This is a genomic window from Aeromonas fluvialis (genome assembly GCF_000819885.1).
Taxonomy (GTDB): domain Bacteria; phylum Pseudomonadota; class Gammaproteobacteria; order Enterobacterales; family Aeromonadaceae; genus Aeromonas; species Aeromonas fluvialis.
This window is the reverse complement of record NZ_CDBO01000002.1, coordinates 23,521-37,587: the sequence shown is the minus strand read 5'-3', so window position 1 is coordinate 37,587 and position 14,067 is coordinate 23,521. Positions and strand designations below refer to the sequence as shown.

Annotated in this window: 13 protein-coding genes; 1 reads left to right on the top strand and 12 read right to left on the bottom strand. The window is 61.5% G+C overall.

Features of this window, described 5'->3' with window-relative positions; genetic code table 11:
• Nucleotides 1-62: 62 nt before the first annotated feature.
• The 3 genes from BN1125_RS00215 to BN1125_RS00205 all read right to left on the bottom strand — a co-directional run bounded on the left by BN1125_RS00215 (nt 63) and on the right by BN1125_RS00205 (nt 3,328).
• The gene (locus BN1125_RS00215) at nt 63-1,727 is read right to left on the bottom strand and encodes an AMP-binding protein (protein WP_042009659.1); all 1,665 of its coding nucleotides are present in this window, start codon (nt 1,725-1,727) and stop codon (nt 63-65) included.
• A 97-nt stretch (nt 1,728-1,824) separates the two neighbouring features.
• Entirely contained in the window at nt 1,825-2,103 is a 279-nt protein-coding gene (locus BN1125_RS00210) for a YfcL family protein (protein WP_042009658.1), read from the bottom strand.
• Nucleotides 2,104-2,212: 109 nt separating this feature from the next.
• Nucleotides 2,213-3,328 carry an ATP-NAD kinase family protein gene (locus tag BN1125_RS00205; RefSeq protein WP_042009656.1) on the bottom strand — a complete coding sequence of 372 codons (1,116 nt, stop codon included), beginning with the start codon at nt 3,326-3,328 and terminating at the stop codon, nt 2,213-2,215.
• A 121-nt stretch (nt 3,329-3,449) separates the two neighbouring features.
• On the opposite strand from BN1125_RS00205, the gene BN1125_RS00200 reads away from it, so the two are divergent.
• Nucleotides 3,450-4,178, top strand: coding sequence for a TerC family protein (locus BN1125_RS00200; RefSeq protein ID WP_042009655.1), 729 nt, complete (start codon nt 3,450-3,452; stop codon nt 4,176-4,178).
• 138 nt (nt 4,179-4,316) lie between these two features.
• Here BN1125_RS00200 and tyrR read toward each other — a convergent pair whose 3' ends face one another.
• The 9 genes from tyrR to BN1125_RS00155 all read right to left on the bottom strand — a co-directional run bounded on the left by tyrR (nt 4,317) and on the right by BN1125_RS00155 (nt 14,020).
• On the bottom strand, nt 4,317-5,864 hold the full coding sequence (gene tyrR, locus BN1125_RS00195; RefSeq protein WP_042009653.1) for a transcriptional regulator TyrR: 1,548 nt from the start codon (nt 5,862-5,864) through the stop codon (nt 4,317-4,319).
• 148 nt (nt 5,865-6,012) lie between these two features.
• Nucleotides 6,013-6,351: a 4a-hydroxytetrahydrobiopterin dehydratase gene (locus BN1125_RS00190; protein ID WP_021231380.1), complete on the bottom strand. Its 339-nt coding sequence runs from the start codon at nt 6,349-6,351 to the stop codon at nt 6,013-6,015.
• 52 nt (nt 6,352-6,403) lie between these two features.
• A complete protein-coding gene (gene phhA, locus BN1125_RS00185) occupies nt 6,404-7,198 on the bottom strand; it encodes a phenylalanine 4-monooxygenase (RefSeq protein ID WP_042009652.1) in 795 nt (264 codons plus the stop codon).
• Between the two features lie 153 nt (nt 7,199-7,351).
• Nucleotides 7,352-8,782, bottom strand: a complete 1,431-nt coding sequence (locus BN1125_RS00180; RefSeq protein WP_042009651.1) for a gamma-aminobutyraldehyde dehydrogenase — start codon at nt 8,780-8,782, stop codon at nt 7,352-7,354.
• Nucleotides 8,783-8,811: 29 nt separating this feature from the next.
• Nucleotides 8,812-9,639, bottom strand: coding sequence for an ABC transporter permease (locus tag BN1125_RS00175; protein WP_042009648.1), 828 nt, complete (start codon nt 9,637-9,639; stop codon nt 8,812-8,814).
• A gap of 35 nt (nt 9,640-9,674) precedes the next feature.
• Entirely contained in the window at nt 9,675-10,643 is a 969-nt protein-coding gene (locus BN1125_RS00170; RefSeq protein ID WP_005346227.1) for an ABC transporter permease, read from the bottom strand.
• Nucleotides 10,640-11,653, bottom strand: coding sequence for an ABC transporter ATP-binding protein (locus tag BN1125_RS00165; protein ID WP_042009644.1), 1,014 nt, complete (start codon nt 11,651-11,653; stop codon nt 10,640-10,642). Before BN1125_RS00165 ends, BN1125_RS00170 begins: the two co-directional genes overlap by 4 nt.
• Nucleotides 11,654-11,753: 100 nt before the next feature.
• Nucleotides 11,754-12,899, bottom strand: a complete 1,146-nt coding sequence (locus tag BN1125_RS00160) for an ABC transporter substrate-binding protein (RefSeq protein WP_042009641.1) — start codon at nt 12,897-12,899, stop codon at nt 11,754-11,756.
• Nucleotides 12,900-13,096: 197 nt separating this feature from the next.
• Nucleotides 13,097-14,020 (bottom strand): LysR family transcriptional regulator, encoded by a 924-nt coding sequence (locus BN1125_RS00155; RefSeq protein WP_042009638.1) that lies wholly within the window; start codon nt 14,018-14,020, stop codon nt 13,097-13,099.
• Nucleotides 14,021-14,067 lie beyond the last annotated feature (47 nt).

Sequence of the window (14,067 nt, the reverse complement as noted above, 5' to 3'; positions counted from 1 at the left end):
AAACAAGCGCGGCCCATAACGGGCCGCGCTTGTTTGCTGTTACCTGGTGCAGCGTCGGGGCGTTACTCCTCCCACACCACCACTTGGGATGAGGGCCAGCGATCCCCCACATGGGCATACTTTTGCTCCAGCAGGTGACGCTTGATCTTCATGGTGGGGGTCAGTACACCGTTCTCGATATTCCAGGGGGTCTTCACCACCAGAATGCCGCGAATTTTGGCATGTGACTCCAGCCGATCGTTGACCCGTACCCGTGCTGCTTCCAGCCTGGCGTTGACCTCCTCCCGATTGCCCTTCATGGCACTCTCGGCCAGCTGCACCAGCGCAATGGGCTGGGGCATGCCATAACCAATCACGCAGAGCTGTTCGATAATGGGCTCCTGCCCCAGCAGTCCCTCGATGGGCACAGGCGCCACATACTTGCCCTTGGCGGTCTTGAACACATCCTTCATCCGGCCGGTGATGGTGAGATAACCCTCCTTGTCCAGCTTGCCCATGTCGCCGGTATGGAGCCACCCCTCGGCATCGATGGCCTCGGCGCTGTGCTCGGGATCCTTGTAGTAACCCAGCATCATCCCTTCGCAGCGGCAGAGGATCTCACCCTCGTCGGAGATCTTGATGGTCACCCCAATCCCCGCCTTGCCGACGGTGCCGATCTTGTCAGCGCGGAACGGGTAGTTGATGGTGGAGTAGGCGTGGTTCTCGGTCATGCCCCAGGCTTCAGTCACCTTGAGGCCGATGCTCAGATACCACTCAAGCAGCGCAGGGGAGACAGGCGCGGAGCCGCAGCCGAGTACCCGGGCCTGATCCAGTCCCAACCCCTTTTGCAGCTTGCGTTTGATAAGGCCGGAGATAAGCGGGATCTTGAGCAGCAACGCCAGTTTGTTCTGGGGCAGCTTCTCGTGGATCTTGATGCGGAACATGGCCCACAGCCGTGGCACCGAGATAAAGACGGTGGGACGGCAGCGTTTGACATCTTCGATAAAGGTGTCGAGGGATTCGGGAAAGGCGATGATAGCGCCACCATAGAGGCTGCCGCCGTAGATGTAGACCCGCTCGGTAATATGGGCCAGCGGCAGGTAGGAGAAGCCCCGATCGGCCTGGCTCAGGCTCACCGTCTCCACCAGCTTCTCGCATGACCAGGCATAGCGCTCGACGCTCAGCATGGCCCCTTTCGGCTTGCCGGTACTGCCGGAGGTGTAGACCAGACTGAGCAGGGCGTCTGGCGCCTGCACCGGACTGTCAGGGATGGGCTCATGCGCCTCGAGCAGATCGTCCCACTGGTGGCCGGCCGGCATGGTGTCATAGGGGAAGGCGATGCGCAGCAGATCGGCGGGCACACCGGCCTCTTGGCTCTTCCAGTCATCCAGCTTGCCAACGAAGATCGCCTTGGCCTCGCTGTGGCGCAACACATATTCGATGGTGTCGACGTTGGCGGTGGGATAGATGGGCACACTCACATACTGCCCCATCTGCATGGCCAGATCGGCGATAAACCACTGGGCGCAGTTCTTGGAGAGCAGCGCCACCTTGTCACCAGCAACCAGGCCGAGGTGACGCAAGGCCGTCACCATCCGCCGCGCCTCATCGGCCACGTCACCCCAGGTGAAGTCGACATATTCTCGGTTGATGGTTTGACGCAGATAGGTTCGATCAGGACACTGCCGCTCCCAGTGATAGAGCATCTCGAGCGGCAGTTTATTGGCAATGCGTGATGAAGGGGCCATAGTTTAATCCCTGAAACAAAAGGCGAAACTTATTATTAACCTTTCACTAACTTCAGGGAAGAATTAACTCAAACTTCTGTTTGAAGTGTGTTTCCGATCAAGCTTCTGCCTGCTGCTGCAAACGAATCCACATTGCCTGTACCAATTTCTCGTCCTCTTCGGAGAGCTCCCCCTGCAAGATGGCCTCGTTGAGACTGCGCAGCACATAGCTCTTGACGTCCCGCACCAGGGTCTTGCCTTCCAGCTCGGCCCGGGCCACCGCCAGCGAGATATGCCCCCGCAAGTATCCTCCGGCAAACAACTCATCGTCTGTTGCGGTGGCAACCATGTCGTCGATCAGTCCCAACACCTTGTGCTCAAAATCGTGAATCGTCATGTAACGCAGCCTCATTTCCGGGGTTGCCGGCAAAATAATTCGGGGGTATGGAACCGCAATCCGGTTGATTGCGGCTCTCTGGCGCCAGGCCAGCGGCTTCCTTGATGTCCTATTCCGGGTTGGCCACCGGGTAGATGACCTGATCCTTGTATCCCGTGGTGATCCGCAGATAACCACGCAACGCACGGTTCAGTTTGGGATCATCGGTATCCACCAACAGCGGTCGGCCCTCAAGCACGGCCAACTTGCTCTTGGTCGCCAGCACCAGGATATTTTCCAGTCCGACACACCGAATCACCTCTGGACTCAATTGCTGATTTCCGCGCCCGAACAGATGTCCCTGACCGCCTATCAGGGTAATGATCAGACGGCAGCGACGGCCGCGGATCCAGGTCAGGATCTCGGCGGCGCTGAGATCCTGCCCGATAAGCCGGCCATTTTCCACCAGATCCACACCGAGCAAGGTATTTTCCAGACCGAGCTCTGCCATGCAGGCGGCCACCGTGCTGCCGGAGCCCATCAGATAGAGGGTATCGGGCTCCATCTGCTCCACCACGCCGGCGGCGAGATCGGCCAGCACCAGCTCTTCGGACTCCTTGCCCCCCTGTTTGACCGCCTGCACGTACTGCAGATCACCGGGCACCTTCAGCTGGCCGTAGTGGCGGGCCCGCACCTTGCCCGCGCGAAACGCCTCCTCGTCGATGTCGCGCACCTCGGCATCGATCAGACTGAGCAGTTCCCCTGCGATCATCCGCGCCACCACCCGCCCGCTGGCGGCGGGCGTCACTCCGTAGACGCCGGAGTGGATCTTGCACCCCGCCGGAATGCCGAGCACATGGCAGGACTCCCCCACCGCGGCGCAGATATCCCGCGCCGTACCATCACCACCGGCAAACAGCAGCAGATCGACCCCGGCTTCGCGCATCAGCTCGGCCGCATGGCGGGTATCGTCAGCCGAGGTGCTCTCCCCGGCCGGTTGATAGATGACCCGACAGGGCAATCCCAAAGATCGGGCTACCGTCTCCCCCATCTCTCCGGCCACCGTCAGCAGTTCGAACGGGACGCTCAGCTCGCACAGTGGCAACAAGGCTTGCCGCGCCCGCTCCTGCGCCTTGGGCACGGCACCACGGGCCAGCGCCTCGGCCACCACACCGTCACTGCCCTTGAGCCCCACTGCGCCGCCAATCCCGGCGACCGGATTAATGATGAACCCTAATCGAAACATGCCTGCCTCCCTTGCGATGGCTACCATTTTTATCTTTTCCCCCCTCTGGGACAAGCAGTGGCGCCCCCTGCTAAAATGCGCAGTTTCAATTTTCCAACCAATTTTCAACCAAGGTTCAATCATGCTGGAATGGGTTCTTGATCCCTCTGCCTGGGTCGCACTCGCCACCCTTACCCTGCTCGAGATCGTGCTGGGTATCGACAACATCATCTTTATCTCCATCCTGGTCGGTCGCCTGCCGGAGGAACAGCGTCAAAAAGCGCGCATTCTGGGTTTGGGGCTCGCCATGGGTACCCGGATCCTGCTGCTGCTCTCGCTGGCCTGGGTGATGCGCCTCACCGATCCGCTCTTCACCGTGCTGGGTGAAGCCATCTCCGGCCGCGATCTGATCCTGCTGCTGGGGGGCCTGTTCCTCATCGGCAAGAGTGCCCACGAGATCCACGTCACCCTGGAAGGGGTGGCCGAGCCACAGAGCGTCAGCAAAGCGGCCTCGGGCTTTATCAGCACCCTGATCCAGATCGCTATTCTGGACATCGTGTTCAGCCTCGACTCGGTGATCACCGCGGTCGGCATGGCCGATCACGTGCCGGTGATGGTGCTGGCCATCATGATCGCCGTCTTCATCATGATGTTTGCCGCCAAGTCCATCGGCGATTTCGTCGATGACCACCCCACCATCAAGATGCTGGCCCTCTCTTTCCTCACCCTGGTGGGCTTTGCCCTGATGGCGGAGGGGATGGATCTGCACATACCGAAGGGCTACATCTACTTCGCCATGGCCTTCTCGCTGGTGGTGGAGATGATCAATATCCGCTTGCGCAAGCACAGCGAGGCCGACACGGGTAAATAATGTCGCCAACCCCAAAAGGCATCAAAGGTTCATTTAGAGTATTTGAGGCCCAAACCGCGGGGGATAGGGTTAAAGAGTGAGGGAGGCATGATGCCTCCCTCTGATGACGGGCTATCTGTGGGTCAGCATCGGCACCACTTACTTCTTGCTGATGCCGTATTCTCGCAGCTTGTTGGCGATGGCGGTATGCGACACCCCAAGGCGTTTGGCCAGCTGGCGCGTCGACGGGAAGGCGGGATAGAGCCGGGCCAGCAGCTGGCTCTCGAAGCGCTTCACCGCATCGTCGAGATTTCCCTCAAACCACTCGTCGATCTGCGGCATGGTATCGGCCGCCACCGGCAGGTCGATCTGCTCGGGCCCCAGCTCATCCCCTTCCAGCAGGGTCATGGCGCGGTAGAGACAGTTGCGCAGCTGGCGCACGTTGCCCGGCCAGCGATAAGCGGTCAGGTAGTCGGCCATGTTGCGGGTAAAGCGCGGGCGGGGCCGCTGCAACTCGCTGGCAAAGCGGGAGACAAACTGCTGGGCCAGCACCATGATGTCCGCCTTGCGCTCGCGCAGCGGCGGTAGCGCCAGACTCAGTACGTTGAGGCGGTAGTAGAGATCTTCCCGAAACCTGCCCTCATGCACCAGATCCAGCAACTGCTTCTGGGTGGTGCAGATGAAACGGACGTTGACCTTGACCTCCTGCTCGTCGCCCACCCGGCGGAACACACCGTCCTGCAATACCCGCAGGAACTTGGTTTGCAGATGGGGGGACATGTCACCGATCTCGTCCAGCATCAGGGTGCCGCCACTGGCCAGCTCCAGCACGCCGCGCTTACCCTCGGTGTTGTTGCCGAAGGCGCCGGGGGCATAACCAAACAGCTCGCTCTCGGCCACGTTATCGGGCATGGCGGCGCAGTTGAGGGCCATAAAGGGGTGACTGGAGCGCAGGCTGGCACCGTGACAGGCGCGGGCCAACAGCTCCTTGCCGGTGCCGGTCTCGCCGACGATGAGGAGCGGCGCATCCTGCATCGCCAGTTTGCGCGCCTGGGACAGCACCTCTTTCATCTTGGGGCTCTCGGCCTGCAGATGCTCAAAGCCCCCCACTTCCACCGCATGCAGGGCACTGAAATGCATGCCGACCCGGCGGGCAGATTTGAGCACCACCACAGCGCCAGCCAGCGCCTGTTTGCCACGGGCTTCCGCCACGAACAGCGGCATCAGATCCGCCAGATACTCTTCGCCATTGAAACTGAGCTTGCAGGTCTGCGGCTTGATCTCGCTCGCTTCCAGCCAGCGGGTGAAAGAGAAGCCCTTGACCAGCGAACCGAGCGCGACGCCGCGCACCTCTTCCACCGGCAAGCTGAGGGTGGTCAGGGCCGACTGGTTGGCCTGGGTCACCTTGCCCTTGTTGTCGAGGGAGAAGACCAGATCCGGCAGCGCCTTGAGCAACGCTTCGATTTCGTGGTGCTCTCGCTCGGAGGGCATGTAGGGGATGGTCTTGACGTCGTAGACGCCGGGAATGCGGCGGATCTCCGGCATCAGGTGCTGAAAATCGCTGAACTCCAGCTCGGGAAAGTTGAGATAGATGATGCCTGAGGTATCGATTTCGATGCCGCGCAGATCGATATTGTGCTCCACCAAGCGGTCGAGCAGTTCCCGGGTCAGGCCCAGGCGGTCTTCACAGCTGACTTCAAGACGCATTCGGGACACACTTCCTAGCTAACTCTATGAATGAGCGGATAATACAGTCTCGATCCCCCCAGTGCGAGCGCCAGCCCATAAAAATGCGGGCCCGCCCCGCTTTCGCAGGCAGGCCCGGGTCAACCGATGACGCTGGTCTGTGGGGCGATTACCGGAGCAACTGATCGGTGCGCGCCGCCATGATGAAGTCGTTGCGATGCAAACCGCCAATCTTGTGCGTCCACCAGCTGACGGTCACCTTTCCCCACTCGGTCAGGATGGCCGGATGATGGAACTCCGCTTCCGCCAGCTCGCCCAGGCGGTTGGTAAAGGCTAGCGCCTCCTTGAAGTTGCGAAACGTAAATTCCCGCCGCAGTTGCAGCGCCCCCTCCACCACCAGCGGCTGCCAGTCGGGGATAAGCTGCATCAACTCGCGCAGCTCCTCATCGCTCACCTTGGGGGCATCGGCGCGGCACGCTTCACACTGCTGGCTGGCCAGTTCGGACATGGGTTACTCCTGCTTGGATTAATGAATATGAAATTGGGTTGTTTGCTTTTGGTCAGCTCGCCTGTTTGCCGGCGGCAACCTCAAAGCGCGGCGGATAGAGGCCAAGCCGACTGGCATCGGCCAGAGCTGCCATGATCTCCTCACCGGTCAACTGATAGAGATGATCGAGACTCGGCAACACAAAATAGGTGGGCTGCATGATGTCGATACGATAGGGAGTGCGCAGCACGCTCAGCAGATCGAAAGGTTGTAGCAGCGGCTGACCGGAAAGGGCATAAGCTGTCTCACCGATGGAGGAGAGAATACCGCCACCGTAGATACGCAGCCCGTCCGGCGTCGCCAAGAGGCCAAACTCCACGGTGAACCAGTAGAGCCGCGCCAGAAAAACTCGCTGCTCCTTGCTCGCCTGCAGCCCCAACTGACCGTAGAGGTGGGTGAAGTGGGCAAATGCCGGATTGGTCAGCATGGCGCAGTGGCCGAAGATCTCGTGAAAGATATCGGGCTCTTGCAGGTAGTCGAGCTCGTCCCGGCGCCGGATAAAGGTCGCAACCGGAAACTGGCGGTTGGCCAGCAGGGCGAAGAAGCGATCGAACGAGATGAGCGCAGGCACCGCCGCCACCGACCAGCCGGTCGCTGGCTGCAAGACGGCGTTGATCTCGGCCAGCTGGGGGATGCGATCACGGGGCAGCGCCAGCCTGTCGAGACCGGTCAGATACTCGTCACACCCCTTGCCATCGAGGGCGGCGAACTGGCGCTCGATCAGGATCTGCCAGGTGCCATGCTCCTCGTTGCTGTAGTGGATCACCCCGTCAGCATCCGGCTGGTGTGCGGTATAACAGGTTGCCATAGCGGTTCCATCCTCTGGCGCCACATCAAGGCACCTTGCCGTTTCATCACTGTTTCACTTTAACGAAATGGCAACAAAAAAAGCAGCCGACCCATGAGTCGGCTGCCTGAAACAGTTGTAAATAAATTGTGACAACCAGCTAACCAATCCCCACTACAGCTTGACCATGATATGGCGCGGCACAGTGTAATCCTCCAGCGCATAGAGGGAGAGATCCTTGCCGTAGCCCGACATTTTCATGCCACCGTGGGGCATCTCTGAGGTGAGCATGAAGTGGGTGTTGATCCAGGTGCAGCCATATTGCAGGTGGCTGGCCACCTTGCTGGCCAGGCTCAAATCCCGGGTCCAGACCGACGAGGCGAGACCATAGTCCGAGTCGTTGGCCCACTGCACCACCTGCTCGGCATCGCTGAAACGGGTCACCGACACCACGGGGCCAAACACCTCGCGGCGCACGATCTCATCTTCCTGACGGGCATGGGCGATCAGGGTCGGCTCGAAAAAGAAGCCGTTGCCGGGGCGGATCTTGCCCCCCGCCGTCACCTCCACATGACCGCTGCTCTGGGCCCGCTCGACAAAGCTGGCGACCCGGTTGCGCTGTCTGTCCGAGATGAGCGGCCCCATCTCGACCCCCTCCTCGTACTGGCTGCCCACCTTGATGGAGGCCACCGCATCGGTCATGGCGGCGACGAACTTGTCGTAGATCTTGCCCTGGGCATAGATACGGCAGGCGGCGGTGCAGTCCTGGCCTGCGTTGTAGAAACCGAAGGTGCGAATGCCCGCCACCACGGCCTCCAGATCCGCATCGTCGAAGATGATCACCGGCGCCTTGCCCCCCAGTTCAAGGTGGGTGCGCTTCATGGTGCGGGCAGCGCTCTGCAGGATCTTCTGGCCGGTGGCGATGTCGCCGGTGAGCGACACCATCCGCACCAGCGGGTGCTCCACCAGCGGCGCCCCCACGCTCTCGCCCCGGCCGCAGATGACGTTGATAACGCCGCGGGGGAAGATCTCGCTGGCCAGTTCGGCAAGGCGTAAAGCAGTGAGCGGGGTCTGCTCGGAGGGTTTGAGCACCACCGTATTGCCCGCCGCCAGCACCGGCGCCATCTTCCAGGCCGCCATCATCAGCGGGTAGTTCCAGGGGGCGATACTGCCCACAACACCTATGGGATCGCGGCGGATCATGCTGGTGTGCCCCTCGAGATACTCTCCCGCCAGCGGCCCTTGCAGGCAGCGGGCCGCCCCGGCAAAGAAGCGGAAGCAGTCCACCACCGCGGGCAGCTCGTCATTGAGCACCGCCAGATAGGGTTTGCCGCAGTTGAGGGATTCCAGCGCCGCAAACTCCTCGGCGTGGCGCTCGACGAGATCCGCCAGACGCAGCAGCAGGTTGCTGCGCTGGGCAGGGGTAGTGCGGCTCCACTGGGCGAAGGCACGCTGGGCACCGTTCACCGCCCGGTTCACCTGTTCGAACGAGGCTTCGGGCACGGCGGCGATCTGTTCGCCGTTGGCCGGGTTGAGAATGGGTTCGGCCTGCCCCTCGCCGGTCACAAACTGGCCATCAATCAAGAGTTGGGTAGAGAGTTTCATGGTTGCATCCTTGCGCACGCGTTGAGTCATCATTTGCCACTGCCAGCGACATCATGGGTGTCGCGAGTGAGGTAGTAGGCAAGCAAAATGGGGATGGTGGTGAAGGCCACTATGATGAGGGCCACCACGTTGGTGACCGGCCTGTCACGGGGACGGATCAGCTCCTGATACATCCAGATGGGCAGGGTGGTCTGCTGGCCCGCCGTAAAGGTGGTGACGATCACTTCGTCAAAACTCAGGGCAAAGGCCAGCATGCCCCCCGCCAGCAGCGCCGTGGCCAGATTGGGCAGGATCACGTAGCGCAGGGTCTGGAAGCCGTCGGCCCCGAGATCCATCGACGCCTCGATGAGACTCTGGTTGGTGCGGCGAAAACGGGCCAGCGCATTGTTGTAGACCACCACCACACAGAAGGTGGCGTGGCCGATAACGATGGTCCAGAAGCTGAACGGGATCTCCATCAAGCCGTAGGCCGAGCGCAGCGCGATACCGGTGACGATACCGGGCAGCGCGATGGGCAGCACCAGCAGGAGCGATACCACCTCCTGACCGAAGAAGCGGCTGCGGGCAATGGCCCCTGCCGCCAAGGTGCCGAGGATCATGGCTGCCAACGTCGCCAGCCCCGCGACCTCCAGCGACAGCTGGATGGCACGCCACACATCGGGGCGATTGAGGGTCACCTCGAACCACTTGAGGGTGAGCCCGGGGGGCGGAAACTGGTAACTCTTGCTCTCGCTGGTGAAGGCGTAGAGGAAGATAAACAGAATGGGAAAGTGCAGGAATAGAAGCCCACCGATGGCGGCGTACTTGAGCAGGCCCGAAGGGCGCGCTCCCTGACTGATCACTGAGCTAGCTGACATGACGGCCTCCTTGCTGCCGGTTCAAAGCGATAGAGTCAAAGCGCATCAAAGGCTCCTAACCGTTTCGCAATCGCCAGATAGATGGCGATGATAAGGATCGGCACCAGCGAGAAGGCGGCGGCAAAGGGCAAGTTGCCCGCCGTCCCCTGCTGCATGTAGACCACCTGACCGATATACATGGTCGAGTTGCCGATGATGCCGGGGATGATGTAATCACCGAGGGTCAGCGAGAAGGTGAAAATGGAGCCCGCCACCACACCGGGCAACGCCAGCGGCAGGATCAGGTTGCGAAAGGTCTGGGCGGGTGTCGCCCCCAGATCGCTGCTCGCCTCCAGCAGGGATCGCGGTATACGCTCCACCGCCGCCTGAATGGGCAGGATCATGAAGGGCAGCCAGACATAGACGAACACGATAAAGGTGCCTAGTCGCGAGAAGGAGAGCGACGGGCCACCTATCACCGGCAAGGAGAGGATGGCATCGAGCAGCCACTCCAGCCCCATGCTGTCCGCCAGCCAGCTTACTACCCCCTCCTTGGCCAAAATCAGCTTCCAGGCGTAGACCCGCACCAGATAGCTGGACCAGAGCGGCAGCATGATCCCCACATAGAACAGCGCCCGGGTCTTGCCACTGGTGTAGCGTGCCATGTAGTAGGCAACCGGAAAACCGAGCAGGGCGCAGGCCAGGGTCACCAGCAGCGACATGCCGACGGTGCGGCCGATCACATCCAGATTCTCCGGCCGTAGCAGGGCGACGAAATTTTGCAGCCCCAGCTCGTGGCGCACCTGACCGCTGAACTCGTCCAGCCCGAACAGGGAGTTGGAGAGCAGCATCAGCAAGGAGCCGACATAGATGATGCCGAGCCACAGCAGCGGCGGCCCCAGCAGGATCGCCAGCAGCAGGCCGGGCCGACCATAGAGCAGGGTCGAGAGGCGCCGCAGCGGCCTGAAACGGGCAGGTTCGGGCTGATGGTTCATGGCAAGACTCGCACTGTGAGGGGCACTCATGGCTGCGCCCCTTGATGGGTGGCACTCAGGCGATGGATGGCCTGCTCCGGCCAGCTGAGGCTGACCCTGCTGCCACGCGCCAGACGGGCCTGTCCCTCATTGGGGTGGTTAACGATGATCTCGAGCTGCTCCCCGAGGCTGACCCGATAACGAACGAAGGGCCCCAGATACTCCACCTCACGGATCTCCCCCGACCAGCCCGGCGCACCCGCCTCACCGAGCCGGATCCGCTCCGGGCGCACCATCATCTGGCTGCCGTCGCCGCACAGCCGTCTGGCCTGCTCCCCTTCGAACAGATTGACGGTGCCAACGAAGCGGGCCACAAACGGCGTCGCCGGAGCGTCGTAGATGGTATCGGGGGCGGCAATCTGCTCGATCTTGCCCTGACTGAAGATGCAGATCCGGTCGCTCATGGAGAGCGCCTCCTGCTGATCGTGGGTGACGAAGATAAAGGTGATGCCCAGCTGGCGTTGCAGCGCCTTGAGCTCAAGCTGCATCTGCTCGCGCAGCTTGAGATCGAGGGCACCCAGCGGCTCATCCAGCAGCAGGATGCGTGGCTGGTTGATAAGCGCCCGGGCGATGGCGATGCGCTGGCGCTGGCCGCCGGAGAGCTGGCTTGGGCGGCGCTTGCCGACCCCGGGCAGTCGCACCAGTTCCAGCATCTCGTCCACCTTGCGGTAGCGCTGTGCCTTGGCCACCCCCTTGAGCATCAGGCCATAGCCGATGTTGTCGCGCACATCCATGTTGGGAAACAGGGCGTAGTCCTGAAACACGGTGTTGAGGTTGCGATCATAGGGCGGCACGGTGGAGCAGGGTTCGCCAAACAGGCGGATCTCTCCGTCACTCGGGTACTCGAAGCCCGCGATCATCCGCAGGCAGGTGGTCTTGCCGGAACCGCTCGGCCCCAGCAGGGTAAAGAATTCCCCGGAGGGGATCTGGAAAGAGATGTCATCGACCGCCTTCACCTCGCCATAGTGGCGACTGACCCGGTCAAATTGTACGGCGTTCATGGAGCGTCCTTGTCTGTGCTGGGATGGGCCGGACTCCTGTCCAGCCCGCTTGATTATCCGGTCTCGGCGGTTACGCAGAGGAGGCGCTGCTCACCCCGCCTTAGCGGCCGCCCAGAATGGCGATATAGTCGGAAACCCAGCGGTAATAGGGCACGCAAGTTCCCTGGCTCTTGCACTGGGAGACCGGAGTGCGCCAGAAGCGAACCCGATCGAAGTTGTCGATACCGTTGGTTTTGCACCCGGTCGGGCCCAGCAGGGCATTGCCCTCGCAGGCGGCAGGCACCACAGGCACCGAGCCAAACCAGGCGGCGAGATCCCCCTGCAGCTTGTTGCTCAGGGAGTGCTCCAGCCACTTGTAAGCGCAGGTGAGGTTCTTGGCATCGCTGTGCACCATGCTGGTATCGGCCCAACCGGTCACTCCCTCTTTCGGCACAGTGGTGGCGATGGGCTGCTTGTCGGCGATCAGGGCATTGGCCTGGAACGGCCAGGAGCCTGACGCGACCACCCCTTCGTTCTTGAAGTCATCGATCTGAACGAAGGCATCATGCCAGTAGCGTCCCACCAGCTGGCGCTGCTTGCGCAGCAGATCGAGAGAGGCCTTGTACTGATCCTCGTTCAGCTCGTAAGGATCCTTGATGCCAAGATCGGGCTGATGGGTCATCAGATAGAGGGCCGCATCGGCGATGTGGATCGGGCCGTCAAAGGCCTGCACCCGCCCCTTGTTGGACTTGCCATCCGCCAGGGTCTGCTCCTCGAACACCACGTTCCAGGAGTCCGGCGCCTTGGGGAACACCTTGGTGTTGTACATCAGGATATTGCCGCCCCACTGATAGGGCACGCCGTAGTGCTTGCCATCCACCGTGTGCCAGGGGGCATTTTGCAGCCGGGGATCAATCTTGCTGTAGCTCGGGATGAGCGCCAGATTGAGCGCCTGCACCTTGCCACCGGCAATCAGACGCAGACTGGCATCGCCGGAGGCGGTCACCAGATCGAAGCCCCCCTCGTTCATTAGCGCCACCATCTCGTCCGAGGTGGCCGCCGTCTTGACGCTCACCTTGCAGCCGGTCTCTTTCTCGAAGCCGGTCACCCAGTCGTAGTTCTTGTCGGTCTCGCCACGCTCAACGTAGCCAGCCCAGGCCACGATATTGAGCTGGCCTTCACCCTTGCCGAGCTCGGTCGGGGCAGCCTGGGTCTGGCCTGCCAGCAGCGCCGGCACAAGAGCCAGCATCAGAGGGGTCAATTTCATCATGCACTCCTTGCATTGTGTTGACTTGCATCAGGTGAAGGAACGCCGCCATGGGCGTTAACATCCTGTTAACCAGTAATGAGCTTAGGGGAGTGGCAATACGATGAATATTTCAATTTTTGGTAGCTCAGGTATCAGCTAAATCGATATCGAGTGCAGATGAATCTGATTTTTGGTGGCTACCCCGCAAGAGATGGCTAGCGAGGGAGCGCCTGACGGGCCCGCAACCGGCTCTGATCCCGCGCAATATCGATAAATTCCCGCGCCGTCCAATCCAGACGTGAACCTCGGCGCCATACCAGCCCGATGTCGATGGCGGGAATGGGCTCCTTGATGGGGCGCGCCTCGACCCGCTCCTGCTCCAGCGACCAGGGGCGATAGGCAAAATCGGGCAGCAGGGCGACCCCGAGCTGGCTCGCCACCAGACTGCGCACCGCCTCGACCGATGCGGTGCGCAGCACGATGCGAGGGGAGATACCGTAACGGCGCAGGCCGCCCCCGATGATCTGATCCAGCTGATCGGCGGTCAGCGAGATCATCGGCTCCTCCCCCAGCGCGGTGAGCGAGAGGGTCGACTCGCCGCAGAGCGGGTGGTTGGCGGCCAGCCAGAGCCGCAGTGGCGAGCGGGTCAACAACTCGGTATCAAACGCCTCTTGCCGGATGGTGCGGTTAGTCATCAGGATCCCCACATCCACCTCGCCGTTGACGATCTGGTGCTCCAGAAAAGGCTGTTCATCCTCCTTCACCTCGATCTGTACCGCCGGAAAGGCGCGGCGAAAGCGGCCGAGTGCCTCCGACAGGTAGTAACCCGCCACCAGGGTGGTCACGCCAATGGTGAGTCGCCCCTGATCCTGCTGGGCCACCGCTTTGAGCGAGTGGCTCGCCTCGGTCATGGCGCCGAGAATGCGGCGGGCGTGAAGCAAAAACTGGTGACCTTGGGTGGTGAGGGTGACACCGCGCGGATTGCGCTCGAATAGCGGGGCGCCGAGCTCGGTCTCCAGCTCACGAATGGCGCTGGTGACCGCCGACTGGGAGATATGCAGCTCGGCGGCGGCACGACTCACTGAAAAGCTGTCGGCCACGGCCACAAAATAACGGATCTGGCGAAAGGTAAAGTTCATCGGGCATCCTTGCCGATTGGTACTATTGGTGTGATTGGTAAGATTGA

Excerpts from the sequence above, each read along its gene's own strand:
- BN1125_RS00200 (WP_042009655.1), top strand. The coding sequence starts at position 3,450 with ATGCTGGAATGGGTTCTTGATCCCTCTGCCTGGGTCGCACTCGCCACC.
- BN1125_RS00215 (WP_042009659.1), bottom strand. The coding sequence starts at position 1,727 with ATGGCCCCTTCATCACGCATTGCCAATAAACTGCCGCTCGAGATGCTC.
- BN1125_RS00170 (WP_005346227.1), bottom strand. The coding sequence starts at position 10,643 with ATGAGTGCCCCTCACAGTGCGAGTCTTGCCATGAACCATCAGCCCGAA.
- BN1125_RS00175 (WP_042009648.1), bottom strand. The coding sequence starts at position 9,639 with ATGTCAGCTAGCTCAGTGATCAGTCAGGGAGCGCGCCCTTCGGGCCTG.
- tyrR (WP_042009653.1), bottom strand. The coding sequence starts at position 5,864 with ATGCGTCTTGAAGTCAGCTGTGAAGACCGCCTGGGCCTGACCCGGGAA.
- BN1125_RS00210 (WP_042009658.1), bottom strand. The coding sequence starts at position 2,103 with ATGACGATTCACGATTTTGAGCACAAGGTGTTGGGACTGATCGACGAC.
- BN1125_RS00190 (WP_021231380.1), bottom strand. The coding sequence starts at position 6,351 with ATGTCCGAACTGGCCAGCCAGCAGTGTGAAGCGTGCCGCGCCGATGCC.
- BN1125_RS00160 (WP_042009641.1), bottom strand. The coding sequence starts at position 12,899 with ATGAAATTGACCCCTCTGATGCTGGCTCTTGTGCCGGCGCTGCTGGCA.
- phhA (WP_042009652.1), bottom strand. The coding sequence starts at position 7,198 with ATGGCAACCTGTTATACCGCACACCAGCCGGATGCTGACGGGGTGATC.
- BN1125_RS00155 (WP_042009638.1), bottom strand. The coding sequence starts at position 14,020 with ATGAACTTTACCTTTCGCCAGATCCGTTATTTTGTGGCCGTGGCCGAC.
- BN1125_RS00180 (WP_042009651.1), bottom strand. The coding sequence starts at position 8,782 with ATGAAACTCTCTACCCAACTCTTGATTGATGGCCAGTTTGTGACCGGC.
- BN1125_RS00165 (WP_042009644.1), bottom strand. The coding sequence starts at position 11,653 with ATGAACGCCGTACAATTTGACCGGGTCAGTCGCCACTATGGCGAGGTG.
- BN1125_RS00205 (WP_042009656.1), bottom strand. The coding sequence starts at position 3,328 with ATGTTTCGATTAGGGTTCATCATTAATCCGGTCGCCGGGATTGGCGGC.